Origin of the sequence: Ornithinibacillus scapharcae TW25 (assembly GCF_000190475.1) — a bacterium.
Lineage (GTDB): Bacteria > Bacillota > Bacilli > Bacillales > Amphibacillaceae > Ornithinibacillus > Ornithinibacillus scapharcae.
On the sequence record NZ_AEWH01000046.1, the window covers coordinates 20,170 to 43,561 of the forward strand.

The window sequence follows — 23,392 nt, forward strand, 5'->3', positions numbered from 1 at the left end:
AAAAAAAGTCATAGGTTATTCATACCTATGACGCTTCCATTTATGACTTACAAAAACGTAGTTTGGTTTTCTAGCTACTATCGTTTCATTCATTCGTTTAACGATGGTGTGATGTGAAGTCTGAGGGGAATCCCATTGCCTATATGTATTATCTTTGTAAAAGCATATCGACGTGGGGGATATTATCTTCTAAATATATTTCGGATATGGCTTGAAATCCAAAGTAACCATAGAATTTTCTCAAATAATCTTGGGCTTGAATTTTAACAGTTGTTTCTTTCAATTCATTTTGTATAATATCCAGCCCTCTTTGTAGAAGTTCTTCCGCAATACCTTGTCCCCTGTATTCTTTCTTTACAAAGACTCTTCCAATAGAAGTTTCTGGATAAGTAATACCTGCAGGAACAATTCTTAAATATGCAATGATTTGTCCATTATCTTCTTTAAAAAGATGATAAGAATAAGGATCTTTACCATCAACTTCTAAATAAGGACAATTTTGTTCAACTACAAAAACTAAAGTTCTTTCTTTTAAAAGATTATATAGTTCCTTATTTGTTAACTCATCAAATTTTTTAGTTTCCAACTCATAAAATTCACCTCTTATTTCCTGTTGCAAATGCTTTTTGAAGGAGATGCAAAAGGGTCCCCATTTCTAAAAGTCCATCTAATGTAACCATTAATCACACAAAAATTAACTAAGACAAAAATATAACCTAAACTACCTCTATATCTTAAGTACAATCTTTAATGAACAAAAGGGATGCTAGCATCCCTAGATAAATACTAAATCCCTCTTCGTCATTTTAGTCATAATTTCACGATTGTTCTTCCACGTGCTTGGCCCTTAAGTAGAGTAGGTAACACTTCTGGAAGTTGCTGAAGTGATATTTCTTGTTGAACAAAACCTTCTATGTTTGCTGTTTTGAAATCTGTAGCTAATCTGTTCCACACTTCCAATCGTACTTCCATTGGACAATAGACAGAATCGATTCCCAGTAAGTTTACCCCTCGTAAAATAAAAGGAAATACTGTTGTTGGAAGATTTATTCCTGCAGTTAAACCACTGACAGCAACAGAGCCGCCGTATTGAATTTGACTTAATAAGGATGCAAGTGGTTCGCCACCAACTGGATCTACAGCAGCAGCCCATTTCTGTTTACCTAACGCTTTGATTTTGCCATCATATACTTCATTGCGTGAAATAATGGAAGTTGCTCCGAGATTCTTTAAATACTCCTGTTCCGAGTCTTTACCTGTACTCGCTTCAACTACATACCCAAGACTTGAGAGAATAGAGACAGCAAAGCTACCAACACCACCAGTAGCACCGGTGACAAGCAGCCTTCCCTTTTCAGGGGAAACACCATTTTCTTCAAGTCGTAAAACTGATAATGCTGCAGTAAAACCAGCTGTTCCAATTATCATTGCTTCTTTTAAGGTAAGACCTTTTGGAAGAGGGACAACCCATTTTGCAGGAATACGAGCATACTCACTATACCCCCCAAAATGGGAAACACCAATCTCATAGCTAGTAGCTATAACTTCGTCACCTTCTTGAAATCGAGGATTCTTAGACGATACAACGACCCCCGCTAAATCGATACCAGGTACCAATGGATAAGTCTTGACAATGTTTCCATTAGGAATTGTAGCGAGACTATCTTTATAATTGATACCCGAATATTGGACGTGAATCAATACTTCTCCCTCTGGTAAATCCTCAATCGCTAACTTTTGAAGTTTTACAGAAAATTGGTCTTTGTGTTTATTTACAACTAGTGCATCAAATGGCTGTATCATTGTTATTACTCCTTATTTGAATAAGACATTTTAATTTTAATTTTAATATATCAATCTTTTCATGTCAGCAGTTACATTAGTAAGATAACTTCTAGTCATGTTAAAATAATGCCACCCTGTTGCAAAACTCCTTAATTCACATCTATCTTATCAAACAGGTACAGAGCAGGCCCTCATTATGATTGATACGATCAAATGGTTTGGTACAGTATCAGTAGCGTTCTATTAAGGTTCATCTAAGGTGTATTGTCTTCATTTCATACTGAAGAATATCTATTGCTTCTTCTATCATTTCTTTATTATTCCTTTTTAGCCCTTCTAATAATAGTACAACGTTATCAGCTGTAAGGAAAAAAGACAGCTTTTCAAACTTATGTTGAACATTTTCTTCCTTTCTCAGTCCCATCACTATTTTAGCAAATGCTTCTCCACACTCTTCTAATAAGTACAAGTATTCATAGTCAGGGTCGCCAATCTTTATGTCACCAAAATCGATGACTCCTGTTAACTCTTGCCTCTTTTGATCAAATAATAAATGGTCCATCGATAAATCAGCATGAAGGAGCTTAGGTGAATACTTAAAATTGTTTTTATTTTCCAGGTACATTTCAAATCGATAAGAAATATATGTTTGCAAATCTTGATTAACTTCTGGAAAGGCTTTTTCTTTCACCTCATAAAAAGTCTCTAAGTAAGATTGATAGAAATTCTTTACTGGGATATCTAAGTTTTTTGCATGGGCAACACTGAATGAACTGATTTGATCCATAAATTCAGCAATTTGATGGGCGATTTTGTTCTTTGTTTCTGGCGGTAGTGAGCAAAATAGTTGTTCATTCATGGGCTCTCCAGGTAATAATCTGTATCCGACAAAAGGAAAACCGTTATCTTGTTTCCCCAAAAAAATAAATTCCGGTATGTTTAGAGAAATATGCTTTTTTAAGCTCGGTAACGCTTTTATTTCTATTTCTGTATCGATGGCTCCAGCTTTTTCCTTAGGAAATCGAAATACGACCTCATGATTGATCAGATAGGCACGACTCATCCAGCCCTCACCAAGTTTTATAATATGATTAACTTTCATGTTATTAAAATTACTATTAATCATTTTCTTAACCCAATCAAATTCAGTATATTTGATCATATTCAGTCTCCTTTAATAGTTAGGGAGTTCCACTTACCATACTAACATAATATTCCAATAACACTATTTTATTTTCCCAAATTAATCGGAGCATTTTAATATTCACCTTTATTAACCAATGAAAACACGTTGAATATGGAGATGTTGAAGTATCAGGTTATAGTTAGTATGGTTCTTTCTGCAAGAAAAGCAGAAATAAAACAGCCCCTGAAATTCTCCAATCATGGTAGAACTTCAGAGGCTGTGATGGAATCACTTTCTTCGTGTTAAAATGTTGATGAGACCCTCATCAGATTTAACTAACGAAACTATCTAGAAATTTACTCGCTTCACCATTAAATTTCCACATTACTCCAAACTGATCAACTAGCATTCCAAAACTCGTTGACCATGGCGTGGAAGCTATCGGCATGATTACAGTACCACCTTCTGATAGACCTTCAAATAATCGTTTATTCACTTCTTGATCAGCGTCAATAATACTGATTATGACGTTAGTCCCTTGTTTGTTTTGGCCTAACCCTGCTTGCATAAAAGGTGGGACATCAGAAATCATGATTATATTACCTAAAAACTCAATTCGAGATTCCATTATCATGTTTTGTTCTTCTTCTGTAAATGGGGCATTTGGATTTTGACCAAAAGCACCGAATCTCACCATTTTAACATTAGTTGCTTGTAATGCCTTTTCATAAAAAACTAATGCTTCCTCTGCTCTTCCGTCAAATTGTAGATAAGATATTGCTTTCATTAGTTAATTCCTCCTTTTCATATTTGAAGTATAATAGGACATAGACGACAACCGTGTGTCGTATATGGGAGGGAAATATGAAAAAAATTGAACGACTTATCTCAATAGTAATGATTTTGTTACAAAAAGAAGTTGTTTCGGCATCTGAGTTTAGTCGACTTTTTAATGTAACTAGACGAACTATCCAACGTGATATGGAAACATTAAGTTATGCAAACATCCCTATTTATGCGGAATATGGCGCTGAAGGCGGATATGCGCTAATGGAAGAGTATAAATTTGATAAGCGATTATTAACTCACAAGGATATTGAAAATATTCTCGTAGCTTTAGGTGGTTTTGAACAACTGATTACGAATCATGAGGTTCAAACCACTATTCAAAAAATCAAAGGAATGAGCATTGCGGATATTTCCCCAAAACTTGATTTAACTTTTTATAATTGGGTAGGAAGAAGTCAAATTAAGGAAGATCTTCTATTGATTAAGCAAGCAATTGAAAAGCATTGGTTACTAAAGTTTGAGTATGTAGACCAATTAGGAAACATAACTTATAGGGTCGTTGAACCATATAAGCTACATTTAAGCGAAATGCATTGGTATCTATATGGTTATAGTTTAGAACGGGAAGACTATCGAACGTTTAAATTGACTAGGATAACAAATATCCAAAAAGACGGTTTTTATGTTCCAAGATCCGATAAGATAATGGTAGAAAAAAAACAACATAATGAACAACAACGATTAGTTAAAGTACAGTTATTGATAGATGTTGCTGTAAGAGATCAATTTATTGAGAGATACGGAAAAAAATCCGTTTCAAAAATGAATACAAAAGAATACTATGCGACAATTGAATTGCCTGATAATCAATTCTCCTACCAATTTTTAGCTGGATTCGGTAATAAAGTTAAGATTTTGAAGCCAGAAACTTTTATTACAAAATATTTAAATTTTCTAGAGGAAACAGTAAAGCTATACAAATAGAATTGTCAACGAACAGAAAACGTCATAGGTAGCTCCTATGACGTTTTCTTTTTAAGACTTATAATAACGAAGTATTGGCTTTCTAGCTGCTGTTGTTTCATCCATCCGTTTAACAATTGTATGGTGAGGTGCTTCTTGAACAATCTCTGGATTGTTTTCCGCTTCCTCAGCAATTTGTAGCATCGTATCAATGAAACCATCCAATGTTTCTTTCGATTCTGTTTCAGTCGGCTCGATCATCAGTGCCTCTTCCACATTCAATGGGAAGTAAATGGTTGGTGGATGATAATCAAAATCAAGCAGTCGTTTCGCAATATCAAGTGTTCTTACTCCTAATTTCTTCTGTCTTCTACCAGAAAGAACGAACTCATGCTTACAATGTTGTGTATATGGTAGGTCATATGCTTTCTCTAGCTTACGCATCATATAGTTAGCATTAAGTACCGCATATTCACTTACCTTCTTAAGACCTTCCCCACCCATCGTACGAATATACGTATAGGCACGTAGATTAATACCGAAGTTACCGTAATAAGGTTTAACTCGACCGATTGACTGTGGACGGTCATATTCAAAGTTATAGAAATCATTCTCTTTTACGATTACTGGTTTCGGTAAATATGGCTCTAATTCCGCGGATACCCCTACTGGACCAGAACCAGGTCCGCCACCACCGTGTGGGCCTGTGAATGTTTTATGCAAGTTTAAATGAACCACATCAAATCCCATATCTCCTGGACGAGCATATCCCATAATGGCATTTAAATTCGCACCGTCATAGTACAACTTACCACCTGCATTATGGACAATCTCGGCCATTTCCAAGATTTCGGTTTCGAATAATCCTAGTGTATTTGGGTTAGTTAGCATTAGTGCAGCTGTATCTTCCCCAACAACGCGTCTTAGATCTTCTAAATCTACTAATCCATTTTCATTGGATTTAACCGTTACCGCTTCAAAACCAGCAACTGTCGCGGATGCAGGGTTAGTACCATGAGCAGAGTCAGGAACAATGACCTTTGTTCGGTGGAAATCCCCGTTGGCTTCATGAAATGCACGAATCATCATCAGTCCTGTCCATTCACCATGAGCACCTGCAGCAGATTGCAAGGACACTCCAGCCATACCAGTAATTTCCTTTAGGGCTTCTTGCAGATCAAACATCATTTCAAGTGCACCTTGGACCGTTTTTGGATCCTGATATGGATGGATATGACTAAATCCATCCAAACGTGCAACATCTTCATTAATTTTAGGATTATATTTCATGGTACAAGAACCTAGAGGATAGAAACCTGAATCGACACCATAGTTTCGATTCGATAGGCCTGTATAATGACGGATAATATCTAGTTCACTAACCTCAGGTAACTCTGGAGCTTCTTGTCTTACATATGTCTCGGTTAGTTCTGCTTCCAAATCGATTTCTGGCACATCAATTTCTGGTAAATTAAAGCTAACTCTTCCTTCTTTACTACGTTCAAAAATCAATGGAAAATCTTGATTACTCATGGATATCCCCCAATTCTTTTACAAAAGCATCAATTTCCTCTTTTGTACGAATTTCTGTAACAGCAACTAACATATGACCTTCTAGTTCTGGATAATAGGTTGCTAGGTCATAACCACCGATGAAACCTTTTTCTAGTAACTTATCATTTGCTGCTTTAACCGGTACTGGTAACTTAACAACAAATTCATTAAAGAATGAGCTATTAGATATAACTTCAAATCCAGCTTCAACAAACTTTTGTTTCGCATAGCGAGCTTTCTGCATATTTAGTTCAGCCATTTTCTTCAATCCGTGTTTCCCAATGGAACTCATTGCTACGGAACTTGCTAGAGCATTTAGTGCTTGGTTGGAGCATATATTTGATGTAGCTTTATCTCTTCGAATATGCTGTTCTCTTGCCTGTAAAGTTAATACAAAGCCACGGATTCCATTTTCATCCGTTGTTTGACCAACTAAACGGCCTGGTATTTTTCGCATTAATTTTTCCGTAGTAGCAAAATACCCACAATGTGGTCCTCCAAATTGTGCTGGAATCCCAAATACCTGTGTATCCCCTACAACGATATCTGCTCCAAACTTTCCAGGAGGAGTTAAATATCCTAAGGAAAGTGGATTACTGGATACGATAAACATTGTTTTAGCTTGTTGATCTAATATCTCCCTAATCTCAGCTAGCGGCTCGATTTGACCGAAAAAGTTTGGATACTGAATTACAACACTTGCTGTATCTTCATCCAATTCACTAGCCAGCTGCTCTAAATCCGTTCTCCCGTTTACATGATCAATGTAAATAATTTCGAGATTTGGTCCTCTACCATAAGTTTCAATAACGGCCTGAGACTCAGGGTGAATCGCTTTAGAAACTAATACCTTTTTCTTTCTAGTATGGCCAGCACTTAAATTCACAGCCTCTGCAAGTGATGTACCGCCATCATACATTGAAGAGTTAGCGACAGGCATACCCGTTAGTTCGGAAATCATCGTTTGGAATTCAAATATCGCCTGTAGCTCACCCTGTGAGATTTCAGGCTGATATGGTGTATAAGCAGTATAGAATTCGGAACGTGAAATAACATGATCGACTACAGATGGGATAAAGTGATCATAAACTCCCGCACCTAAAAATGACGTATATTCTTTTACGTTGTAGTTTTTGTTTGCCATTTGCACTAATTCTTTTTTCAAATCATGCTCACTTTTTGGTTGTTTTAAGGATAGAGGTTGCTTCAAACGTACTTTCTCTGGAATATCCGAAAATAATTCATCTGTTGAGTTTACACCAATCGTATCAAGCATTTCTTGTTTATCTTGTTCAGTCATTGGTAAATAACGAAAATCCATTATATTCCCTCCCCGATTAATTCTGTTTTAAAAATGTTCTAGGTACTACTTTCGCACGCAGTCTGCGTTTCCTAACTTGTACTTCTAACTCTGTTCCTTCAATGGCAAATTCTGATTTAATTAATGCTAGACCAATATTTTTTTGTAGAGAAGGTGATTGTGTACCTGAAGTCACAACACCAATCTCTTCATCACAATGGAAAATTTCATAACCATGTCGAGGTATACCTTTATCAATCATTTCAATGCCAACAATTTTTCTTGCCGTACCATTCTCAACTTGTTTCTGTAATACTTCTTTTCCAATAAAATCAGCATCTTTTTTAACCTTTACCGCAAACCCTAGTCCCGCTTCTATGGGTGTAATCGTCGCGGATAGTTCTTGACCGTATAAAGGAAGATTTGCTTCAAAGCGTAAAGTATCCCTAGCTCCAAGCCCTACTGGGAGTATTCCAATATCTCTTCCTTTTTCAAGAATTAAGTTCCAAAGTGCTGGTCCTTGTTCATGATCAATATATATTTCAAATCCATCTTCGCCTGTGTATCCAGTACGGGAAACAATTGCCGGTGTTGGAATACCGGTGAAGTAAACTTCTGTTTCGAATCTAAAAAACTTAATGCTACCTAGCTCCGTTGTCGTTAGCGTCTGAAGTATTTCTTCCGCCAGAGGACCTTGCAAGGCTAATTGTGCATATTTAGAGGAAACATTTTCTATGTTCACCTCATTGGAAGAATAATGGTTGTTTTTTACCATCCATTCATAGTCCTTCTCCGTGTTAGCTGCATTCACCACAACTAAGTACTCATTATCTTTAATCATATAAATCAGAAAGTCATCAACCGTACCGCCATCCTCATAACACATAAAAGCATATTGTGCTTTGTTTGGTACTAGTTTAGAAACATCATTTGTCGTTAGATATTGTAAGTAATCCAAGCTTTTTGGACCTGTGACCATTATTTCTCCCATGTGGGAAACATCAAATAAACCTGCTTTTGTTCTTGTTGCCTCATGTTCTTCTTTGATGCTTGAAAATTGGACTGGTAAATCCCAGCCACCAAAATCAATTGTCTTCGCCCCATACTTTTCATATTCGGGATAGATTGGGGTTCTTTTCAGCTCACTCACAATTTCCACTCCCTTTTTAATTTTCAAATTATTAACCATATAATTCTTACCTCATTTAGTAGAGAATCCCTTTACCTCAAAATAAAAATAGAGGCAGAATTATTTGGAAGATGATTAGTCTTCTAATAATTCTGCCCCTGTCCTTTAACCAGAAAGTTTAGCATCTCCCTATACAGATGCGTGCTTCGTGGGTGGCTCACATTGGTAAACACTCTCCAGAGGTGCGTCCTACAAAGGTTCTTTTGCCTGAGAGATTCGCATTTTGCTTGCTCCTTCGGCGTTACGTATCGCTAGTGCGACTCGTAATCTCTCCCCTTGTACTCAATCGCTTTCATGAAATTTTGAATTTATGGTTATACTATGTATCAAAACTCTTTTTGAAGAATAATTCGCTTACATTATATCACACTACTAGTAAAATGTATCCTTTATATTTGTCCTATTATGAAACTATTGATAAAGGAAGTATTCAATGAAAAACATCGATATCACCCATGACACAAGCTTTATTGAATCACTTGAAGAAAAATTAGACCAGGATGGTCCTTTTTCGTCTTGGGATTTGTTTAAAATGGCATATGATTCAGAGCTAACAACTATCACACAGGATTTTCATGGTTTGCGAGCGTTAGAGTTTTTACCACACATGAATTTTCTTCCACATCAAATCGAAACTGCGAGACAAGCTATCGAGGATATGAATGGACGCGCTATTCTAGCAGATGAGGTTGGGTTAGGAAAAACAATTGAAGCTGGATTAATTATGAAAGAATACATGATAAGGGGACTCGCAAAAAAAATACTAATTCTAGTTCCAGCTTCTTTAGTTAATCAGTGGGTAAAAGAATTAAATGAAAAATTCTATATCCCAGCGGCTTCTTTTCGAAAAAGTTATCCGTGGGATCAATACGATATCATTGTTACGTCGATTGATACTGCTAAACGTTCACCACACCGAGAAGAAATATTAAATATTCATTATGATCTAATTCTAATCGATGAAGCACATAAAATTAAAAACCATAAAACAAAAAACTATGCTTTTGTTCGCGCATTAAAGAAGAAATATTGTTTATTGTTAACCGCTACCCCAGTTCAGAATCAGTTAATCGAGATTTTTAATTTAGTCTCTATTTTAAAACCGGGACATCTTGGTAATTACGAATCCTTTTTAGAAAAATATGGGCGCGACCGTAAAAAGATCAATCAAGATGTTTACTTAAAACATCTTGTACAAAAGGTAATGGTTCGAAACACGAGGAAGGACACGAAGCTTGATACGACTAAACGTCATATTGAAACCATTTGGGTTGACTTTACCCCAGAAGAATATGAGGTTTACAACGAATTAGATAAGACATTCCAACCATTTTCATCCTTTTCAAAAATCACCTTTCTGCGGGAATTATGTTCTTCCCGAGAAGCATGTTATCTGTCACTAAAAAAATTTGTAAATGATGAAGAGCATCATGGTAGAGAAGCATTACAACCGATTATTGATAAGATTGGCCAACTTCCCCATCACGCAAAAGCCCAGAAGGTTGTAGACCTAGTCAAGCAAATCGGTGACGAAAAAATCATCATTTTCACGGAATACCGAGCATCTCAACTGTACCTACAATGGTATTTACAACAACATGGTATAACCTCAGTACCCTTCCGTGGAGGTTTTAAACGTGGTAAAAAAGATTGGATGAAGCAACTTTTCCAGGATAAAGCACAAGTACTCATCGCTACAGAAGCTGGCGGTGAAGGGATTAATCTACAGTTCTGCCATTATATGATCAACTATGATCTTCCTTGGAATCCAATGAGATTAGAACAGCGAATAGGAAGAATTCATCGTTATGGTCAAGAAAATGATGTATATATTTATAATTTCGCTATTCGCAATACCCTTGAAGAGCATATTATGAAACTTCTCTATGAAAAAATTGCCCTTTTTGAAAAAGTTATCGGCCATTTAGATGACATTTTGGCAGAATTAAACATTGAAAGCTTTGAGAACGAAGTAAAATCTATTATGAATGAATCCTCCTCAACAGGAGAAGTAAAAATTAAATTAGATAATTTAGCTGCAATCATACACAACGCGAATCAAAATACAGCACAAGAGGAGCCTCGATATGGTAACTAATTTAAATTCTTTTCTAGAGAACTATTTCACCGCTCATCATTGTGACATCATTTCCAATCAAAATGGCGTTCTACAAGTACAGTTAAATGAAAAAATGGACAGAGCCTTAATGAATCGCCCTTTTTATTGGCATTATATGAAACAAATGGGTAGAGAGGGAGATCCAATGCAGCTCTCTCTCATTACCAATCCAAACGCACAAGTAGATAAAGGGGAAAAGATCCATTTTGGTAGTCCTAGACTTCAACAAATTCTAAAACATCTAAGAGAGAATGAACGATTTACAAGGTTATTCCAGGTCGTCAATACCGATCAAAATACAGCTCTTCACCCATGGCTTGTCATTAATATTAAAATAAGCTATATCGGGAAGCATAAAAAAGATGAGGTCTTTTCGATTGGATTAAATTTAATAAATGGCATGATGAAAACAGAAATGATGGATTTGCTTAAGAATATAGAACTTCAAATGCAAATTTCTGATTTTTGTTATACGATAACCCCAATTATCAAGCCACAAAGTGGCTATAAGCGAATTCTGTCCGTTATCGACCAGTATATACAGGATTTAGACCATCAATGGGCAAAGGAATCCCTAGAGGAGCTTCAAAATGAAATCAATTTATTGAAGCATTTCTATGAAGGTTACCAAGATAATGATTTGGATCAAATGGAGAAAGAATTACAAGATCTAATTGAACGATATCAGCCAAAAATTCAGTTAACCGTTATTAATGGTGGGCTGTTCTATTTAAATAATTAAAATAGCAGGTTCGCGAAGGAAACCTGCTATTGTGCTCTCCTGAAGATGGATTTAATGGCATATGGTAAAACACCAAACCACTTGTTCCCTAAAACAGGATATTGTTTTTCTGCCTTTTGGTTTAATTTGCGTTGTTTCCGCTCTTCTTTCGGCAGGTCTATATACGAGACAACTTGTTGCGTCATAAATTTCACATAATCATTCCCTTTAATTCCCATCACCTCTTTGTTTGTAGGATTACCATTATCATTCACCTCTTAAAATTCCTTTATACCTTACGAAGGATAATATTTCATTGGTGATGGAATCAACGGAAAGTCCGTCACAATGAACCGTCAAATCTGCACACGATTCATATAAAGCTTGACGTTTACGATATAATCTTGTGTTTCGTTCTTCATCTTTCCAAAGAGGTCTGGATTTGTCCTGCTCTAATCTATTGGTAATAACGTCAAGAGATGTTTTTAAATAAATGATTACTCCATTGTCTTGCATAAATTGAATATTCTCTTCACGCTCAACAATTCCACCGCCAGTTGAAACGATAAGCTTATTTTCTATCATATGCAGAGTTTCACTCTCATAATTTCGAAATGCACTTTCTCCTTCTTCTGCAAAGATGGAAGGGATTGTTTTTCCTCGTAATTCTTCTATTAATTTGTCTGTATCTATATAACTAGTCTGTAATGTTTTACTAAGTTTTACGGCCGTAGTTGTTTTTCCACTTCCCATAAATCCTATTAAAAATATATGCTTCATTAATTTCAACAACCTTTAAAAATATTTGGTAAGAAAAGAAGGAATTAGTATTTATCTGTCGAATATACTAAAAGACAATAGAATAAGGAGGTCATATTTCATTGAGCGCAACAGAATCACTTTCTCTAAGAATTCTTAGCAAAGCAGTTCAACGTAATGCCACAGATATACACTTCTATCCCCTCGAAACCAAGACCGACATTTACTTTCGAATCCATGGTAAACGATTATTATTTGATTCTATTACCACTTCACAGTACGATTTAATTTTAACTTATTATAAGTTTACATCAGGTATGGACATTGGTGAAATTAGAAAACCTCAAAATGGTACGATACCCTTTCACAAAAACTCCCATCATTTCTCCTTAAGACTTTCAACACTACCAGTAAATCATTCCGAAAGCCTAGCCATCCGAATACTTCCGCAAGATCAAGCACTCACACTGGATCAACTTTTCCTTTTCCAAAATCAGTTAATAACACTCAAAAAGTGGATGAAACATAAATCTGGATTGATTCTTCTATCCGGACCGACCGGAAGTGGGAAAACGACAACATTATATGCCTTATTAGAAGAATTTATAAAAGAAGAGTCCTATCAGACAATAACATTAGAGGATCCAATTGAAAAGAACATTCAAGATATCCTTCAGGTTCAAGTAAATGAAAAAGCAGGTATAACCTACCAATCAGGATTAAAGGCAGCACTTAGACACGACCCTGACATTATCATGGTTGGTGAGATTCGTGATCGGCATACAGCTCAATTCGCTTTTGAGGCTTCCTTAACAGGGCATCTAGTTTTAAGCACGATTCATGCAAAGCATGCCGCTGGAACAATCCACAGACTGTTTGAAATGGGATTAAGTGCTACAGAATTAAACCAATCTTTAATTGGCGTGGCATCCATAGAACTTCTTCCGATTGTCACGAACAATGATAATAAAAGAAGAGCAGCCATCCTAGAAATCTTAGATGGTCGTATACTAGAAGCAGTTATAAATCAACAACACTCATCCATCACAAATAAACAATCTTTTCATTATTTAAGGAGGAAAGCATATTGTTATGGCTTTATTTCAAAGGCTACGTATGAAAATCTGGAATAAGCAATTAAAACCTTCTTTACAGCTTACACTTTTAAAGCGGTTAGCTCGAGCGTTATCGAATGGCTATACCTTATTATCTGCATTAGAAACGCTAAAATGGGATAATCAGTTACGGCCAATTGCCATTGATGCGATTAACCTATTGAAGAATGGTCACCCAATTGACCATGTATTTGAAAAGCTACAATTTCACCCTATCATTTCCACTTACCTCTATTTTGCGAAGGAATATGGTGACTTAGAAGAAAGCATATTGAAATGTGTGGACATATATGAAAAACGAATAGAATACACGAAAAAATTCACCCAAGTCATTCGATACCCAATCATTTTGATTAGTATTTTTTCTATACTGTTCTTCTTTATTCAGTATTCCGTACTTCCTAACCTCCTCAACCTCCTTCAGCAAAGTAACCAGGATACTCCATTTCTCACTGCCGCACTAACATTAACTACCACCATCTACTACACATTTATAGTCCTTGTGTCTTGCTTACTAATTATGAGGTGGATATGGATTGTTTCCAGAAATAAAATACCTATCGAGAGCCAATTATACTTCATTAAGTTAATACCTTTTTACCGGGATTATATAAGACTTAATACATCATTTTTATTCTCAACCCATGTGAGCTCTCTATTAAAAACAGGATTATCCATCAAAGATGTACTTGCTATATTAGCCCGGCAACATAAACTCCCCATCTTAACCCATTATGCCAACATTTTAACAGATGGTCTTACAAAAGGTTTTCCCCTTCACAGTTTAATGGATCAACTAGGCTTAATTAATCCACAACTTGCCTCTATATTCCAAAAAAACATTGATGCAGAAACGTTGGAGAAAGATCTGAGCATTTATGCTAGTTATTTAACAGATGAAATGAATCAAAATGTCCAAAAGGCTATTACTTACATCCAACCTATTTTTTTCACCGGATTAGGTTTTGTTATCATCCTAATCTATATGTCATTGATGCTTCCGATGTATCAATTTATCGAAACGCTATAAAGGAGAATACGTATGTTCAAAAATCAAAAAGGATTTACCTTAATTGAAATGTTAATTGTATTGATGATTGTTTCCATCTTGATGATTCTTATTATTCCCAATTTAGGAAGTAAGAGTAAGGATGTTCAAAACAAAGGATGCGAAGCCCTAGTATCAGTTGTTCAAACTCAGGTCGATGCTTATTACTTAGAGTATTATGAGTACCCTTCCAGTCTTCAAGTATTAGTAAAGGAAAATTACATCCGTGAAAACCAAATGAAGTGCTCTGATGCAAAACTTGAATATCGGGATGGTAAAGTCTATGCACCAAAAGCAAAAGCAAACTAAACAGTATGGTTTTACGCTAATCGAATTATTAGCTGTATTATCTATCGTTGCGATTATCCTAACCATTACAATTCCAACAGCAATTGGACTACTCGAAAAGAAGACAGAAGAAAAAGTATTACAACAGTTTCAGTATGATATCTTATTTTTACAAAATGAATCTATCGGACAGGAAAGGTATTTACGGATGTTTTTTTCTGATGGCACCTATCAAATAATTGATAACCAAAAACAACTTTTGGAGAGAAAGTTACCAGACGGGTGGGAGATTAAACAGCGTACACTAGATAATATCTCTTTTAACCAAAACGGGACAATTCGTAAGGCTGGTACTTTGCAAATCAGATCCCCAAAAAATCAGTATAATATTATCTTTCCACTTGGAAAGGGACGTGGATACATTGTCAAACAATAAAGGGTTTACTATTACAGAAGTGCTAGTGGCTCTATTGGTTCTAATGGTAGTCGCAATGATGCTACTCCCACTTTCATCTTTCATCACAAAAGAAAGAGAAGCGCTAAGTCATAAAAGAAATATTACGTATCAATTACACGATGACTTATATGAAGTTATTCAGAATCATTCGTCCCCAAAAGCCAGTCAAATAACATATAAATCAGTAAAGGTAACATTTGAGTTTATTATGCTGGATCAATCGATAGTAAAAGGATGTGCAACATGGAATAGCATTGTGAACCGAAAGGAAGAGGTGTGCTTATATGGGGTTCAGAAGTGAAAGAGGTTTTACATTTTTCACCCTACTATTAATCATCACGGTGTTAATTATATGTATACCTATATATGGTGTAATTATTCGAGCAATCCCAGATAAATCATATGATCAGGAAATTTCCATTCAACAGTTTTTCCATTTTCTACAACAAGAGTGTAATAAATCTACCACTGTTTATTCTGAAAAACATCAGATTCTGATGATATCCCCCGGTGGCGAAAGAGTCTCCTTCGAACAATACGGTAATCTCATCAGACGACAAGTAAATAAATTAGGCCATGAAATTTATCTAAGGGATATTAAAAATTGGAGCATCATACCAGTTACAAATGGACTACGTATCCAGATAACTTCGATAAAAGGAGAACAATATGAAAAAACGATCCAATATCAATCATCATGAAAAAGGATTAGTGTTACCTTCCGTACTGTTCTTAACAACGTTTGTGTTATTATATTTCACAAACAACCTCCTAGCATACAATCACGATATAAGAATAACTCAAAACCTCATCGAACAAGTAAAAGCTCAGACGATATTTCAAATGAGTTATACGCAGTATGTAGAGAATTATCTTCAGGGTGTAACACCTGTTACAGATTATGTTTATCCCGATGGAAAAGCGGATATAAAACTAGTGGATACTGGAGATATCCCGTTACTACATTTCGCTATTCAGACTAATAATGATTTTCACTATTTTGTCACAAAGCATTTTGACCTTCCTCTCGATTCACATAAATCCAGCGTTAACGAGAATACTATTCTAGATGACTAAACCCAATCATCCGAAGTAAATATGATGTTTGATTTACATTATTCGAATACTTGTATATAATAACATTGATGACGTCAGCGAAAAGGAGGGGAAATGATGGATCGAATGTTTCGTGTCCTTGCCTTTTGGACTGGGATTTTTACAGTAATGTTCTATGTTGGAGATATGTTTAACACTGCATTACTATTCCTAGTTCAAACGGTATTTTTCCTTACAGTAAGTTATTTGAAACTATCTGAGCGTATGTATATGTACTTGTTCGGAGCTTATTGTACTGTTTTCTTTATAGGTTTTACTTGGTATTCAGAATTTATTTTAGTGCCTGGATTCGGTCACTAAAAGCAAAAAACCCTGCTTACATACATGATTTATCGCAGGGTTTTTTTGTTGACTAATTTTCCCTAACAAACGGATTATGAAGTTTTTCAACCCCAATGGTCGTTTGAGGTCCATGGCCGGGATAAACAATAAGCTCGTTTGGAAGCTTGTATAGCTTATTTCTTATAGAATCCTGAAGGACATGATAATCTCCACCAGTTAAATCTGTCCTACCAATCCCCTGATTAAATAGGACATCACCACTAATAATTAAATTATCATCGCGGAATAAAAAACTAATGCTACCAGGTGAATGACCTGGGGTATACATAACCTCGAAATCGAATGTTCCAATTGAAGAGTGACCGTGCTCTAATAAATAATCTGGTCGAGTTGTGGATATACCATTTCCAATAAAAAGCTCCGATCCATTTAATGTTGGACTTTCTAGCCAGTCTTGTTCTGCTTCATGCATATAAACTGGTATTGCATAGTGGTTACGCAAATGATCCACTGCACCAATGTGATCAAAATGTGCATGTGTTAGAAGGATAGCGAGGGGCTCAAGCTCTTGTTTTGTTAACCAGTCGACTAACTTCTCCCCTTCTGCGCCAGGATCAATGATTAAAGCTTCCTTATCGTGATAAACGATATAACAATTTGTACCTAATGGACCTAATGAAAAGCTTTTTAATATCACGTTATTACCTCCTATATTTTCATTAATTAAAGAAATTAGAAACATTAAGTGATTTCCTCGACAAAAGGCATATTTTATACTAGAATAAATGTGTCAGTATGATACATATTAATATAAATGATTTGATTAGACAAACAATGATGAATTGCATGAATGTAAGGAGGTTAATCGAAACATGGTATCACCACATATTGTATTAGGAATTCTATTTTTAATTGTTGCGATTGTATCGGTTGTATCTGTCATCAGACAATTAAAGTTTAGAAATTATCTTGCACTAGCATTCTCTGTACTATCAGTACTTGCATTTGGATTCTTCTCCATTAGTACGATTATTTCTGTTTTAAAAGATTCATTATAAAAATGAACGAAAAAGCTGCCTCGAGGGGCAGCTTTTTTAATATTTTTCTTTATTAAATTTTATGAATCGAAATAAATCTCCGTAAATAATATCATCGGAGTAGCTCAATTCTTTTTTAACTGTTTCACTCATCTCCATACAAGAAGTAGATGTTTCTTCATCTAATACCTCTCCATTAGTAAAGTCATAACAACTATCATTTGTGTAAATATAGTCTTTCGTAATAAAATCACCATTCCGTAAAGCGATATACTCTTTTCGATCATCATTAAATAAATCATTTCCGAAGTATATATCATCCGCTTCAATACCTAGTAAACTAAGAACAGTTGGTTTAATATCTATTTGACCTGAAATAGTTGATTTTACCGTTCCCTCACCGTGACCAGGAATGTGAATAAACAAAGGAACCCTCTGCAATTGAACATGGTCATATGGTGTAATCTCTTCTTTATCCAAATACATACTCATTGCCTTGTTGTGGTTAGAGCTGATACCATAGTGATCACCCATGATAATAATGATGGAATCATCATAAATTCCTTCTTCCTTTAAAAGTGTAAAGAAATCTTCAATGGATTCATCCATATACCTTACAGTCGGGAAGTAATTATTAAGCGTGTTTGAGTTTGAATCATAACGATCAATCGACATATCCATTTCGTCTAATTCAAACGGAAAGTGATTCGTTAAAGTAATAAATTTTGCATAAAAAGGTTCTTCAAGCGTTTCTAGATATTTCATCGATTGTTCAAAGAATGGCTTATCTTTCAGTCCCCAACCAATACTATTACCATCTGTAACTTCATAAGCCTCTTGATCATAGAAATAATCGAATCCTAAGCTTGGATACATTTGATCACGATTATAAAAACTATCATTGTTTGCGTGTAGCACAGTCGAGTAGTACCCTTCTTCTCCTAGTATTTCCGGGAGTGCGTGATAATCATTTTGACCATGTGTATAGAAAACTGCTCCTCTTGGTAAAGGATATAAAGAGTTTTCCACTAAGAATTCAGAATCGGAAGTTTTACCTTGTTCCGTCTGATGATAAAAATTCTCAAAGTAATACGTATCTTCATCCTCCACCAAACTGTTCAAAAATGGCGTTATTTCTTGCCCATTAACCGTATTGTTAATGACAAAGCTTTGTAATGATTCGGCGGAGATAAAAATTACATTCTTCCCTTCCGCAACTCCAAAAAGCTCCGAATGGCCATCTTGGTCAATTACAGTATCAACATATTCTTTTATTGCTGGCAGCTCACTACCGTCAGCAAAGACATGTTGTGTTTTTACTTTGGAATGAAGAAACGCATCATACACATGATAGTTAAATAATCCGATATATTTAACTAAATACTCTCGATCAAATGCACGAGTAAATAACTGTGGCCTTTCCATCTCTGCCAAGAAGAAATTACCTACCATTAATGCTAAAGAGAGTGCTAAAGCGCAAACCTTTCCACTTCTAGGATAATTCGTTACAACTCTATCCTGGTATTTTTTACTTAAATACCAAATAAAAATGACATCAGCAAACAGGAATACATCATAGAATTTTACAAGGGATAAAATACTGGATCCTAAATCGCCAGCATTATCACCTTGCATTAATTGTGGAATGGTTATAAAGTCTGAAAAGGATCGATAGAATACTAGATTCGCATAAATAATTAGCGTCCCTATTAACGCCATATAGCGAAGGTACTTCATTTGTCTTACTGGCTTCTTAATCCAAACACTTATGGCAAAAATAAGAAAAGCAGAGACAAATGGATTGATAAAGAGAATAAACTCCTGCATCGAATTTTCTAATTCCAGACTAAATAAAAAACGATAAACAATATAGGTTTTCAGCCCAAATAATAATGTAACAGTTACATATAAAGGAAGCCTAATTCCTCTACCTTTCATAACAAATCCTCCTAAAAATACTACTACTTTACTCTATGCTTTCGTTTGTCGGCTGTAACGGCACAACCATAATACAGAATAAACATACTATTCTATAAGACGTTTTAAAACACAAAAAGGTTTCAAAAATATGACAACACTTAGGAGAAAATTAGATTTATTGATTGAAAGATATTTTAACTAGATAAGCAGCACCAACGATTCCAGCATCATTTCCTAATTCTGCAATTCTGAGTTCACAAGCTTCACTAGTACGTGGCAGTGCATACTTTGTAAAATAATTTTTAATTGGTTGTAATATAGCATCTCCAGCTTTTGAGACACCTCCACCAATTAGTATTTTGGATGGATTTAGTGTTACTGCAAGATTGGATAATACAAAGCCGATCACATCCGCAGTATGGTTTACAATTTCGATACTATCTACATCCCCTGTAGCTGCTAGTTCAAAAACATCCTTTGATGTAATGGTTTGGTTCACCTGATACACTTCAGCTAGTGGACTAGTAGGCTTTTCATGGATTACATTCATTGCTTGACGAGCAATACCAGTTGCAGAAGCAATCGTTTCTAGACATCCTTTTCTACCGCAGTTACATGTATAACCGTTAGGATCAACAGTAATATGACCGATTTCTCCAGCGGTTCCATTATCACCATTTAAAATTTTCCCAGACGCAATAATACCGCCACCTACACCAGTTCCTAATGTGACAGCGATAACATCTTTTGCTTGACCACCTGCACCAAGCCAATTTTCCCCTAATACAGCAATGTTAGCATCATTTTCAACATAAACTGGTAAACCCGATAAGCTGGACATATACTCTGTTAACTTAAAATCTTTCCATCCAATGTTAACAGCTTCAAATACATACCCATTTTCACTGTCAATAAAACCAGGTGCTCCGATTCCTATGCCGAGAACTGTCTCTAAATTTATATCTTGCTCCTCTAAACGGCTTACAACAGATGACCAGATATCATCTATAACATCTGTACCTTGCTCTGATCTCTTAGTTGGGATTTCCCACTTCTCAATAATTTGTCCACTGTTCTGTAAAAGACCAATTTTAACAGTAGTACCTCCTATATCTACTCCGACAATTACATTTTTATTCATCATTTTTCACCTTTTTCAACTTGTAGTCTGTTCATTTCATGTCGTAGGATTAGTACAGAAAGCTTATACTTTTCTGCATCCAATATACCTGCGTTATAAAGTTCCTTTATCTCATTTAACATAAGTTCCATGTCGGCTATACGATCACCGGTATAAATGAACGTGCCGAAACTTTTTAATATCTGTTGTACATCATATACTGAATTCATCATATCACCAACTAATATTATATACCAAATTTTATCAAAAGATATATTGTTTTATATGGTTAATCAACTATTCGCATAATGCAAGAAGCTAAAAAAAAACCAAACCTTTTATCGGTCTGGATCTTGTGGATGTAAAACACTTGGACGTTCTCGTTTCAGTGGTATTGGTGTTCGAATAAATACATCTCGAAACGCTCGGAAGGAAAATGGTAATACTGGCCAAAAATACGGTATTTCAAATGACTTCATCCTTACTGTATACAGAATCCATAAGAGTGTCCCAACCATATAGCCAATTACACCAAATGAAGCTGTAGCGAGTAAAAGGAATAATCGTACGATCCGATTAGCTAGACTTAATTCATAACTCGGTGTTGCATAGGTACCAATCGCTGCAACAGCTAAATATAAAATAACCTCATATGAAAATAGCCCTACTTCTATTGCTACCTGTCCAATTAAAATAGCAGCCACTAAGCCAATGGCCGTTGCGAGTGAGGTCGGGGTGTGAATGGCAGCCATTCTTAACATATCAAGACCTATTTCTGCAATGACAAATTGCAATAAAATAGGAATGGTTCCCATTTCATTTGGACCAATAAATTTTAGACCTTCTGGTAATAAATCTGGATTTGTAGAAAACAAATAGTATAGTGGCAAAATAAAGATGGATGCCCAAACCGCTATGAAACGAACCATCCGAAGATAAGCTCCAATAAGAGGCTTTTGTCGATATTCTTCAGCATGTTGTAAATGGTGCCAATAAGTTGTTGGAGTAATGATGACACTTGGAGAGCCATCAATAAATATTAGCACATGTCCCTCATATAAATGCGAAGCAGCTGTATCAGGTCTTTCTGTATACCGAACAGTTGGAAATGGATTCCAATGTCTTCCACTAATATACTCTTCTACTGTTTTTTCTGCCATCGGTAGCCCATCAGTATCAATTTTTTGCAAGTTACTTTTCAAGTTTTCTACTCGTTTCATATCTGCAATATCTTCCAGATAACAAATGCAAATATCGGTCAATGATCGCCTGCCAATTTGCATATATTCCATTCTTAATGAACGATCGCGAACTCTTCTTCTCGTTAAAGCAGTATTAAAGACGATAGTTTCAACATAACCATCTCTTGAGCCTCGAACAACCCTTTCTAAGTCTGGTTCACCGGGTGACCGAACCGGGTATGTACGAGCATCAATAATAATGACTTTGTTAACTCCTTCGACAAGTAATGCAGTCGGACCACCCAATACAGTATCAGCAGCCTGATTTAAATCGGCCACTTGGTCTAGTTCAACATAAGGTAAATAGGTTTTGATTAATTTACTTAATGGGTCTGGTTCCAAATCTTCGGGTTCAAGCTTAGCTAAAAGTTTCATCAATAAATGCATTATATCGTCTTTTACAAAGCCATCAATGAAAAACATTGACATCTTTCTACCAGCATACTCTAAATCTAAATTTACAATGTCAAAACTTTTATCTACTTGTAGCCTATCTTGCAAATAACGATTGTTCTGCTCATAAGAAGTAAATAACGGTTGCTTTTCTCTTTCCATAATACCTCCAGATAGTGCATATTACTTATTCTAGTTTTTGCTAGGTCTACATTTCTATTCATAATCTTCTTCTATTGCACATACATATGAATAACTATTAACTCTAGTAAGGGTGAATAAAATGAAAAAGTTAATCATTCTATCTTTTGTGTTCGTTGTTATTTTAGGCGTCTTTTTCACCTTGAATTTAAAGGTTGCACCTACTATCACATATTTTCCAATTGACTATGGGACAAGCTTTAAATCTGCTAGTACAGACCTGACTTCTACTTTAAATCAAACAGACTACAAGATTACCTGGGAGGTTCTGTCGGAATCAGAAGTTCCAATGTATTTAAGACAGGATATTTCTTTGTTATTCGGTGATGGTGAATTAAAAGGAATGAGGAGCCAGTGGAGAGAAAATACGGATTTGATTCGTTATTCAGAAGAAATAACGGACAATCACAACCAAAAGTGGGAAGCAATCACATTTCATTATGGAGAGATTCATTCAGGAGATGATATAAATAGTATACAGCAAATGACAGCTAATAAGTTGTACGTGTTCCATGATGGAGCATCTTTTCAATCCTTTCAAGATGCAGTCGGAAATAAACAATCCGAATATCAGGCAAGTAAAGATGCTAAAGTAATGAAGAAACTATTGGAACATTGGCAAGACCTCATCACCCATTTTCATATCAACATTAATGAATATCATAGTATCCCGTTAACAGATCTAGCCAATTATCAACAGAAACCATTTCCTACAATAAACCAAGAAAAACCGATCGTATTATTGGACAATTATGGGAAGGGCTCTATAAAAACTACTTATTACCTTATATAGACTCAGAGATAAAATTGATCAGTTATACACCATTAATCTTGCTCTCTAAAGATGGAAAAGAATTAATCGTACTTTT

At 35.5% G+C, this 23,392-nt stretch carries 26 protein-coding genes, 1 pseudogene and 2 riboswitches; of the genes and pseudogenes, 13 read left to right on the plus strand and 14 right to left on the minus strand.

The annotated features are described in order from the left end of the window. Positions 1–148: 148 nt before the first annotated feature. From G5W_RS0111965 to G5W_RS0111980, 4 genes and pseudogenes are all read right to left on the minus strand, one after another. Positions 149–591 (minus strand): annotated as a pseudogene (locus tag G5W_RS0111965) (GNAT family N-acetyltransferase). Between the two features lie 219 nt (positions 592–810). Continuing rightward, positions 811–1,803 carry an NADPH:quinone oxidoreductase family protein gene (locus G5W_RS0111970; protein ID WP_010096955.1) on the minus strand — a complete coding sequence of 331 codons (993 nt, stop codon included), beginning with the start codon at positions 1,801–1,803 and terminating at the stop codon, positions 811–813. Positions 1,804–2,035: 232 nt separating this feature from the next. After that, complete coding sequence (locus G5W_RS0111975; protein ID WP_010096956.1) at positions 2,036–2,947, minus strand: phosphotransferase family protein; 912 nt, start codon at positions 2,945–2,947, stop codon at positions 2,036–2,038. A 295-nt stretch (positions 2,948–3,242) separates the two neighbouring features. Continuing rightward, complete coding sequence (locus G5W_RS0111980) at positions 3,243–3,698, minus strand: VOC family protein (protein WP_010096957.1); 456 nt, start codon at positions 3,696–3,698, stop codon at positions 3,243–3,245. 77 nt (positions 3,699–3,775) lie between these two features. Between G5W_RS0111980 and G5W_RS0111985 the strand changes: the two genes are divergently transcribed. Next, entirely contained in the window at positions 3,776–4,684 is a 909-nt protein-coding gene (locus G5W_RS0111985) for a helix-turn-helix transcriptional regulator (protein ID WP_010096959.1), read from the plus strand. A gap of 51 nt (positions 4,685–4,735) precedes the next feature. On the opposite strand, the gene gcvPB is transcribed toward G5W_RS0111985, so the two are convergent. From gcvPB to gcvT, 3 genes are read right to left on the minus strand one after another with little or no spacing between them, the layout of a single operon-like run. Further along, positions 4,736–6,196, minus strand: a complete 1,461-nt coding sequence (gene gcvPB / locus G5W_RS0111990; RefSeq protein ID WP_010096961.1) for an aminomethyl-transferring glycine dehydrogenase subunit GcvPB — start codon at positions 6,194–6,196, stop codon at positions 4,736–4,738. Beyond that, positions 6,189–7,538 (minus strand): aminomethyl-transferring glycine dehydrogenase subunit GcvPA, encoded by a 1,350-nt coding sequence (gcvPA, locus tag G5W_RS0111995; protein WP_010096962.1) that lies wholly within the window; start codon positions 7,536–7,538, stop codon positions 6,189–6,191. The genes gcvPB and gcvPA overlap by 8 nt, the downstream gene beginning before the upstream one ends. Before the next feature lie 16 nt (positions 7,539–7,554). Then, the gene (gene gcvT, locus G5W_RS0112000; protein WP_029191110.1) at positions 7,555–8,667 is read right to left on the minus strand and encodes a glycine cleavage system aminomethyltransferase GcvT; all 1,113 of its coding nucleotides are present in this window, start codon (positions 8,665–8,667) and stop codon (positions 7,555–7,557) included. 134 nt (positions 8,668–8,801) lie between these two features. Further along, positions 8,802–8,889, minus strand: a riboswitch (glycine riboswitch). Positions 8,890–8,891: 2 nt separating this feature from the next. Further along, a riboswitch (glycine riboswitch) is annotated at positions 8,892–8,992 on the minus strand. Between the two features lie 147 nt (positions 8,993–9,139). On the opposite strand from gcvT, the gene G5W_RS0112005 reads away from it, so the two are divergent. Both G5W_RS0112005 and G5W_RS0112010 read left to right on the plus strand, forming a co-directional pair. Further along, positions 9,140–10,804 (plus strand): DEAD/DEAH box helicase, encoded by a 1,665-nt coding sequence (locus tag G5W_RS0112005; RefSeq protein WP_010096964.1) that lies wholly within the window; start codon positions 9,140–9,142, stop codon positions 10,802–10,804. Then, on the plus strand, positions 10,794–11,567 hold the full coding sequence (locus G5W_RS0112010) for a YqhG family protein (protein ID WP_010096966.1): 774 nt from the start codon (positions 10,794–10,796) through the stop codon (positions 11,565–11,567). Before G5W_RS0112005 ends, G5W_RS0112010 begins: the two co-directional genes overlap by 11 nt. 26 nt (positions 11,568–11,593) lie before the next feature. On the opposite strand, the gene G5W_RS0112015 is transcribed toward G5W_RS0112010, so the two are convergent. Together G5W_RS0112015 and G5W_RS0112020 are read right to left on the minus strand one after the other, a co-directional pair. After that, a complete protein-coding gene (locus G5W_RS0112015; protein WP_010096968.1) occupies positions 11,594–11,821 on the minus strand; it encodes a YqzE family protein in 228 nt (75 codons plus the stop codon). Then, positions 11,814–12,326, minus strand: a complete 513-nt coding sequence (locus G5W_RS0112020; protein WP_010096970.1) for a shikimate kinase — start codon at positions 12,324–12,326, stop codon at positions 11,814–11,816. Before G5W_RS0112020 ends, G5W_RS0112015 begins: the two co-directional genes overlap by 8 nt. Positions 12,327–12,427: 101 nt before the next feature. On the opposite strand from G5W_RS0112020, the gene comGA reads away from it, so the two are divergent. The 8 genes from comGA (at position 12,428) to G5W_RS0112060 (ending at position 16,629) form a co-directional block, all read left to right on the plus strand. Next, complete coding sequence (gene comGA / locus G5W_RS0112025; protein ID WP_010096972.1) at positions 12,428–13,438, plus strand: competence type IV pilus ATPase ComGA; 1,011 nt, start codon at positions 12,428–12,430, stop codon at positions 13,436–13,438. Continuing rightward, positions 13,398–14,450, plus strand: a complete 1,053-nt coding sequence (gene comGB / locus G5W_RS0112030) for a competence type IV pilus assembly protein ComGB (protein ID WP_010096973.1) — start codon at positions 13,398–13,400, stop codon at positions 14,448–14,450. The genes comGA and comGB overlap by 41 nt, the downstream gene beginning before the upstream one ends. A 12-nt stretch (positions 14,451–14,462) precedes the next feature. After that, positions 14,463–14,777 (plus strand): competence type IV pilus major pilin ComGC, encoded by a 315-nt coding sequence (gene comGC / locus G5W_RS0112035; protein ID WP_010096974.1) that lies wholly within the window; start codon positions 14,463–14,465, stop codon positions 14,775–14,777. Further along, the gene (gene comGD / locus G5W_RS0112040) at positions 14,752–15,192 is read left to right on the plus strand and encodes a competence type IV pilus minor pilin ComGD (protein ID WP_010096975.1); all 441 of its coding nucleotides are present in this window, start codon (positions 14,752–14,754) and stop codon (positions 15,190–15,192) included. Before comGC ends, comGD begins: the two co-directional genes overlap by 26 nt. Next, positions 15,179–15,514, plus strand: a complete 336-nt coding sequence (locus G5W_RS0112045; protein WP_010096976.1) for a prepilin-type N-terminal cleavage/methylation domain-containing protein — start codon at positions 15,179–15,181, stop codon at positions 15,512–15,514. Before comGD ends, G5W_RS0112045 begins: the two co-directional genes overlap by 14 nt. Beyond that, positions 15,498–15,914 (plus strand): competence type IV pilus minor pilin ComGF, encoded by a 417-nt coding sequence (locus G5W_RS22845; protein WP_010096977.1) that lies wholly within the window; start codon positions 15,498–15,500, stop codon positions 15,912–15,914. Before G5W_RS0112045 ends, G5W_RS22845 begins: the two co-directional genes overlap by 17 nt. Continuing rightward, positions 15,883–16,290, plus strand: a complete 408-nt coding sequence (locus G5W_RS0112055; protein WP_010096979.1) for a hypothetical protein — start codon at positions 15,883–15,885, stop codon at positions 16,288–16,290. Before G5W_RS22845 ends, G5W_RS0112055 begins: the two co-directional genes overlap by 32 nt. 96 nt (positions 16,291–16,386) lie before the next feature. After that, a complete protein-coding gene (locus G5W_RS0112060; protein WP_010096981.1) occupies positions 16,387–16,629 on the plus strand; it encodes a DUF2626 domain-containing protein in 243 nt (80 codons plus the stop codon). Positions 16,630–16,681: 52 nt separating this feature from the next. On the opposite strand, the gene G5W_RS0112065 is transcribed toward G5W_RS0112060, so the two are convergent. After that, positions 16,682–17,308, minus strand: coding sequence for an MBL fold metallo-hydrolase (locus tag G5W_RS0112065; protein WP_010096983.1), 627 nt, complete (start codon positions 17,306–17,308; stop codon positions 16,682–16,684). Positions 17,309–17,483: 175 nt separating this feature from the next. On the opposite strand from G5W_RS0112065, the gene G5W_RS21070 reads away from it, so the two are divergent. Next, positions 17,484–17,669 (plus strand): DUF2759 family protein, encoded by a 186-nt coding sequence (locus G5W_RS21070; protein WP_010096985.1) that lies wholly within the window; start codon positions 17,484–17,486, stop codon positions 17,667–17,669. A 36-nt stretch (positions 17,670–17,705) separates the two neighbouring features. Here G5W_RS21070 and G5W_RS0112075 read toward each other — a convergent pair whose 3' ends face one another. The 4 genes from G5W_RS0112075 to G5W_RS0112090 all read right to left on the minus strand — a co-directional run bounded on the left by G5W_RS0112075 (position 17,706) and on the right by G5W_RS0112090 (position 22,484). Continuing rightward, entirely contained in the window at positions 17,706–19,586 is a 1,881-nt protein-coding gene (locus G5W_RS0112075) for an LTA synthase family protein (RefSeq protein ID WP_010096987.1), read from the minus strand. Positions 19,587–19,743: 157 nt separating this feature from the next. After that, positions 19,744–20,709 (minus strand): ROK family glucokinase, encoded by a 966-nt coding sequence (locus G5W_RS0112080; RefSeq protein ID WP_010096989.1) that lies wholly within the window; start codon positions 20,707–20,709, stop codon positions 19,744–19,746. Beyond that, positions 20,709–20,918: a YqgQ family protein gene (locus tag G5W_RS0112085; protein ID WP_010096991.1), complete on the minus strand. Its 210-nt coding sequence runs from the start codon at positions 20,916–20,918 to the stop codon at positions 20,709–20,711. The genes G5W_RS0112080 and G5W_RS0112085 overlap by 1 nt, the downstream gene beginning before the upstream one ends. Before the next feature lie 108 nt (positions 20,919–21,026). Continuing rightward, positions 21,027–22,484, minus strand: a complete 1,458-nt coding sequence (locus tag G5W_RS0112090) for a spore germination protein (protein ID WP_010096993.1) — start codon at positions 22,482–22,484, stop codon at positions 21,027–21,029. 121 nt (positions 22,485–22,605) lie between these two features. Here G5W_RS0112090 and G5W_RS0112095 point away from each other — a divergent pair, with 121 nt between their 5' ends. Then, positions 22,606–23,316 carry a hypothetical protein gene (locus tag G5W_RS0112095; protein WP_010096995.1) on the plus strand — a complete coding sequence of 237 codons (711 nt, stop codon included), beginning with the start codon at positions 22,606–22,608 and terminating at the stop codon, positions 23,314–23,316. Positions 23,317–23,392 lie beyond the last annotated feature (76 nt).

Excerpts from the sequence above, each read along its gene's own strand:
- G5W_RS0111970 (WP_010096955.1), bottom strand. The coding sequence starts at position 1,803 with ATGATACAGCCATTTGATGCACTAGTTGTAAATAAACACAAAGACCAA.
- G5W_RS0111975 (WP_010096956.1), bottom strand. The coding sequence starts at position 2,947 with ATGATCAAATATACTGAATTTGATTGGGTTAAGAAAATGATTAATAGT.
- G5W_RS0111980 (WP_010096957.1), bottom strand. The coding sequence starts at position 3,698 with ATGAAAGCAATATCTTATCTACAATTTGACGGAAGAGCAGAGGAAGCA.
- G5W_RS0111985 (WP_010096959.1), top strand. The coding sequence starts at position 3,776 with ATGAAAAAAATTGAACGACTTATCTCAATAGTAATGATTTTGTTACAA.
- gcvPB (WP_010096961.1), bottom strand. The coding sequence starts at position 6,196 with ATGAGTAATCAAGATTTTCCATTGATTTTTGAACGTAGTAAAGAAGGA.
- gcvPA (WP_010096962.1), bottom strand. The coding sequence starts at position 7,538 with ATGGATTTTCGTTATTTACCAATGACTGAACAAGATAAACAAGAAATG.
- G5W_RS0112005 (WP_010096964.1), top strand. The coding sequence starts at position 9,140 with ATGAAAAACATCGATATCACCCATGACACAAGCTTTATTGAATCACTT.
- G5W_RS0112010 (WP_010096966.1), top strand. The coding sequence starts at position 10,794 with ATGGTAACTAATTTAAATTCTTTTCTAGAGAACTATTTCACCGCTCAT.
- G5W_RS0112020 (WP_010096970.1), bottom strand. The coding sequence starts at position 12,326 with ATGAAGCATATATTTTTAATAGGATTTATGGGAAGTGGAAAAACAACT.
- comGB (WP_010096973.1), top strand. The coding sequence starts at position 13,398 with ATGGCTTTATTTCAAAGGCTACGTATGAAAATCTGGAATAAGCAATTA.
- comGC (WP_010096974.1), top strand. The coding sequence starts at position 14,463 with ATGTTCAAAAATCAAAAAGGATTTACCTTAATTGAAATGTTAATTGTA.
- comGD (WP_010096975.1), top strand. The coding sequence starts at position 14,752 with ATGCACCAAAAGCAAAAGCAAACTAAACAGTATGGTTTTACGCTAATC.
- G5W_RS22845 (WP_010096977.1), top strand. The coding sequence starts at position 15,498 with ATGGGGTTCAGAAGTGAAAGAGGTTTTACATTTTTCACCCTACTATTA.
- G5W_RS0112055 (WP_010096979.1), top strand. The coding sequence starts at position 15,883 with ATGAAAAAACGATCCAATATCAATCATCATGAAAAAGGATTAGTGTTA.
- G5W_RS0112060 (WP_010096981.1), top strand. The coding sequence starts at position 16,387 with ATGGATCGAATGTTTCGTGTCCTTGCCTTTTGGACTGGGATTTTTACA.
- G5W_RS21070 (WP_010096985.1), top strand. The coding sequence starts at position 17,484 with ATGGTATCACCACATATTGTATTAGGAATTCTATTTTTAATTGTTGCG.
- G5W_RS0112075 (WP_010096987.1), bottom strand. The coding sequence starts at position 19,586 with ATGAAAGGTAGAGGAATTAGGCTTCCTTTATATGTAACTGTTACATTA.
- G5W_RS0112080 (WP_010096989.1), bottom strand. The coding sequence starts at position 20,709 with ATGAATAAAAATGTAATTGTCGGAGTAGATATAGGAGGTACTACTGTT.
- G5W_RS0112085 (WP_010096991.1), bottom strand. The coding sequence starts at position 20,918 with ATGAATTCAGTATATGATGTACAACAGATATTAAAAAGTTTCGGCACG.
- G5W_RS0112090 (WP_010096993.1), bottom strand. The coding sequence starts at position 22,484 with ATGGAAAGAGAAAAGCAACCGTTATTTACTTCTTATGAGCAGAACAAT.
- G5W_RS0112095 (WP_010096995.1), top strand. The coding sequence starts at position 22,606 with ATGAAAAAGTTAATCATTCTATCTTTTGTGTTCGTTGTTATTTTAGGC.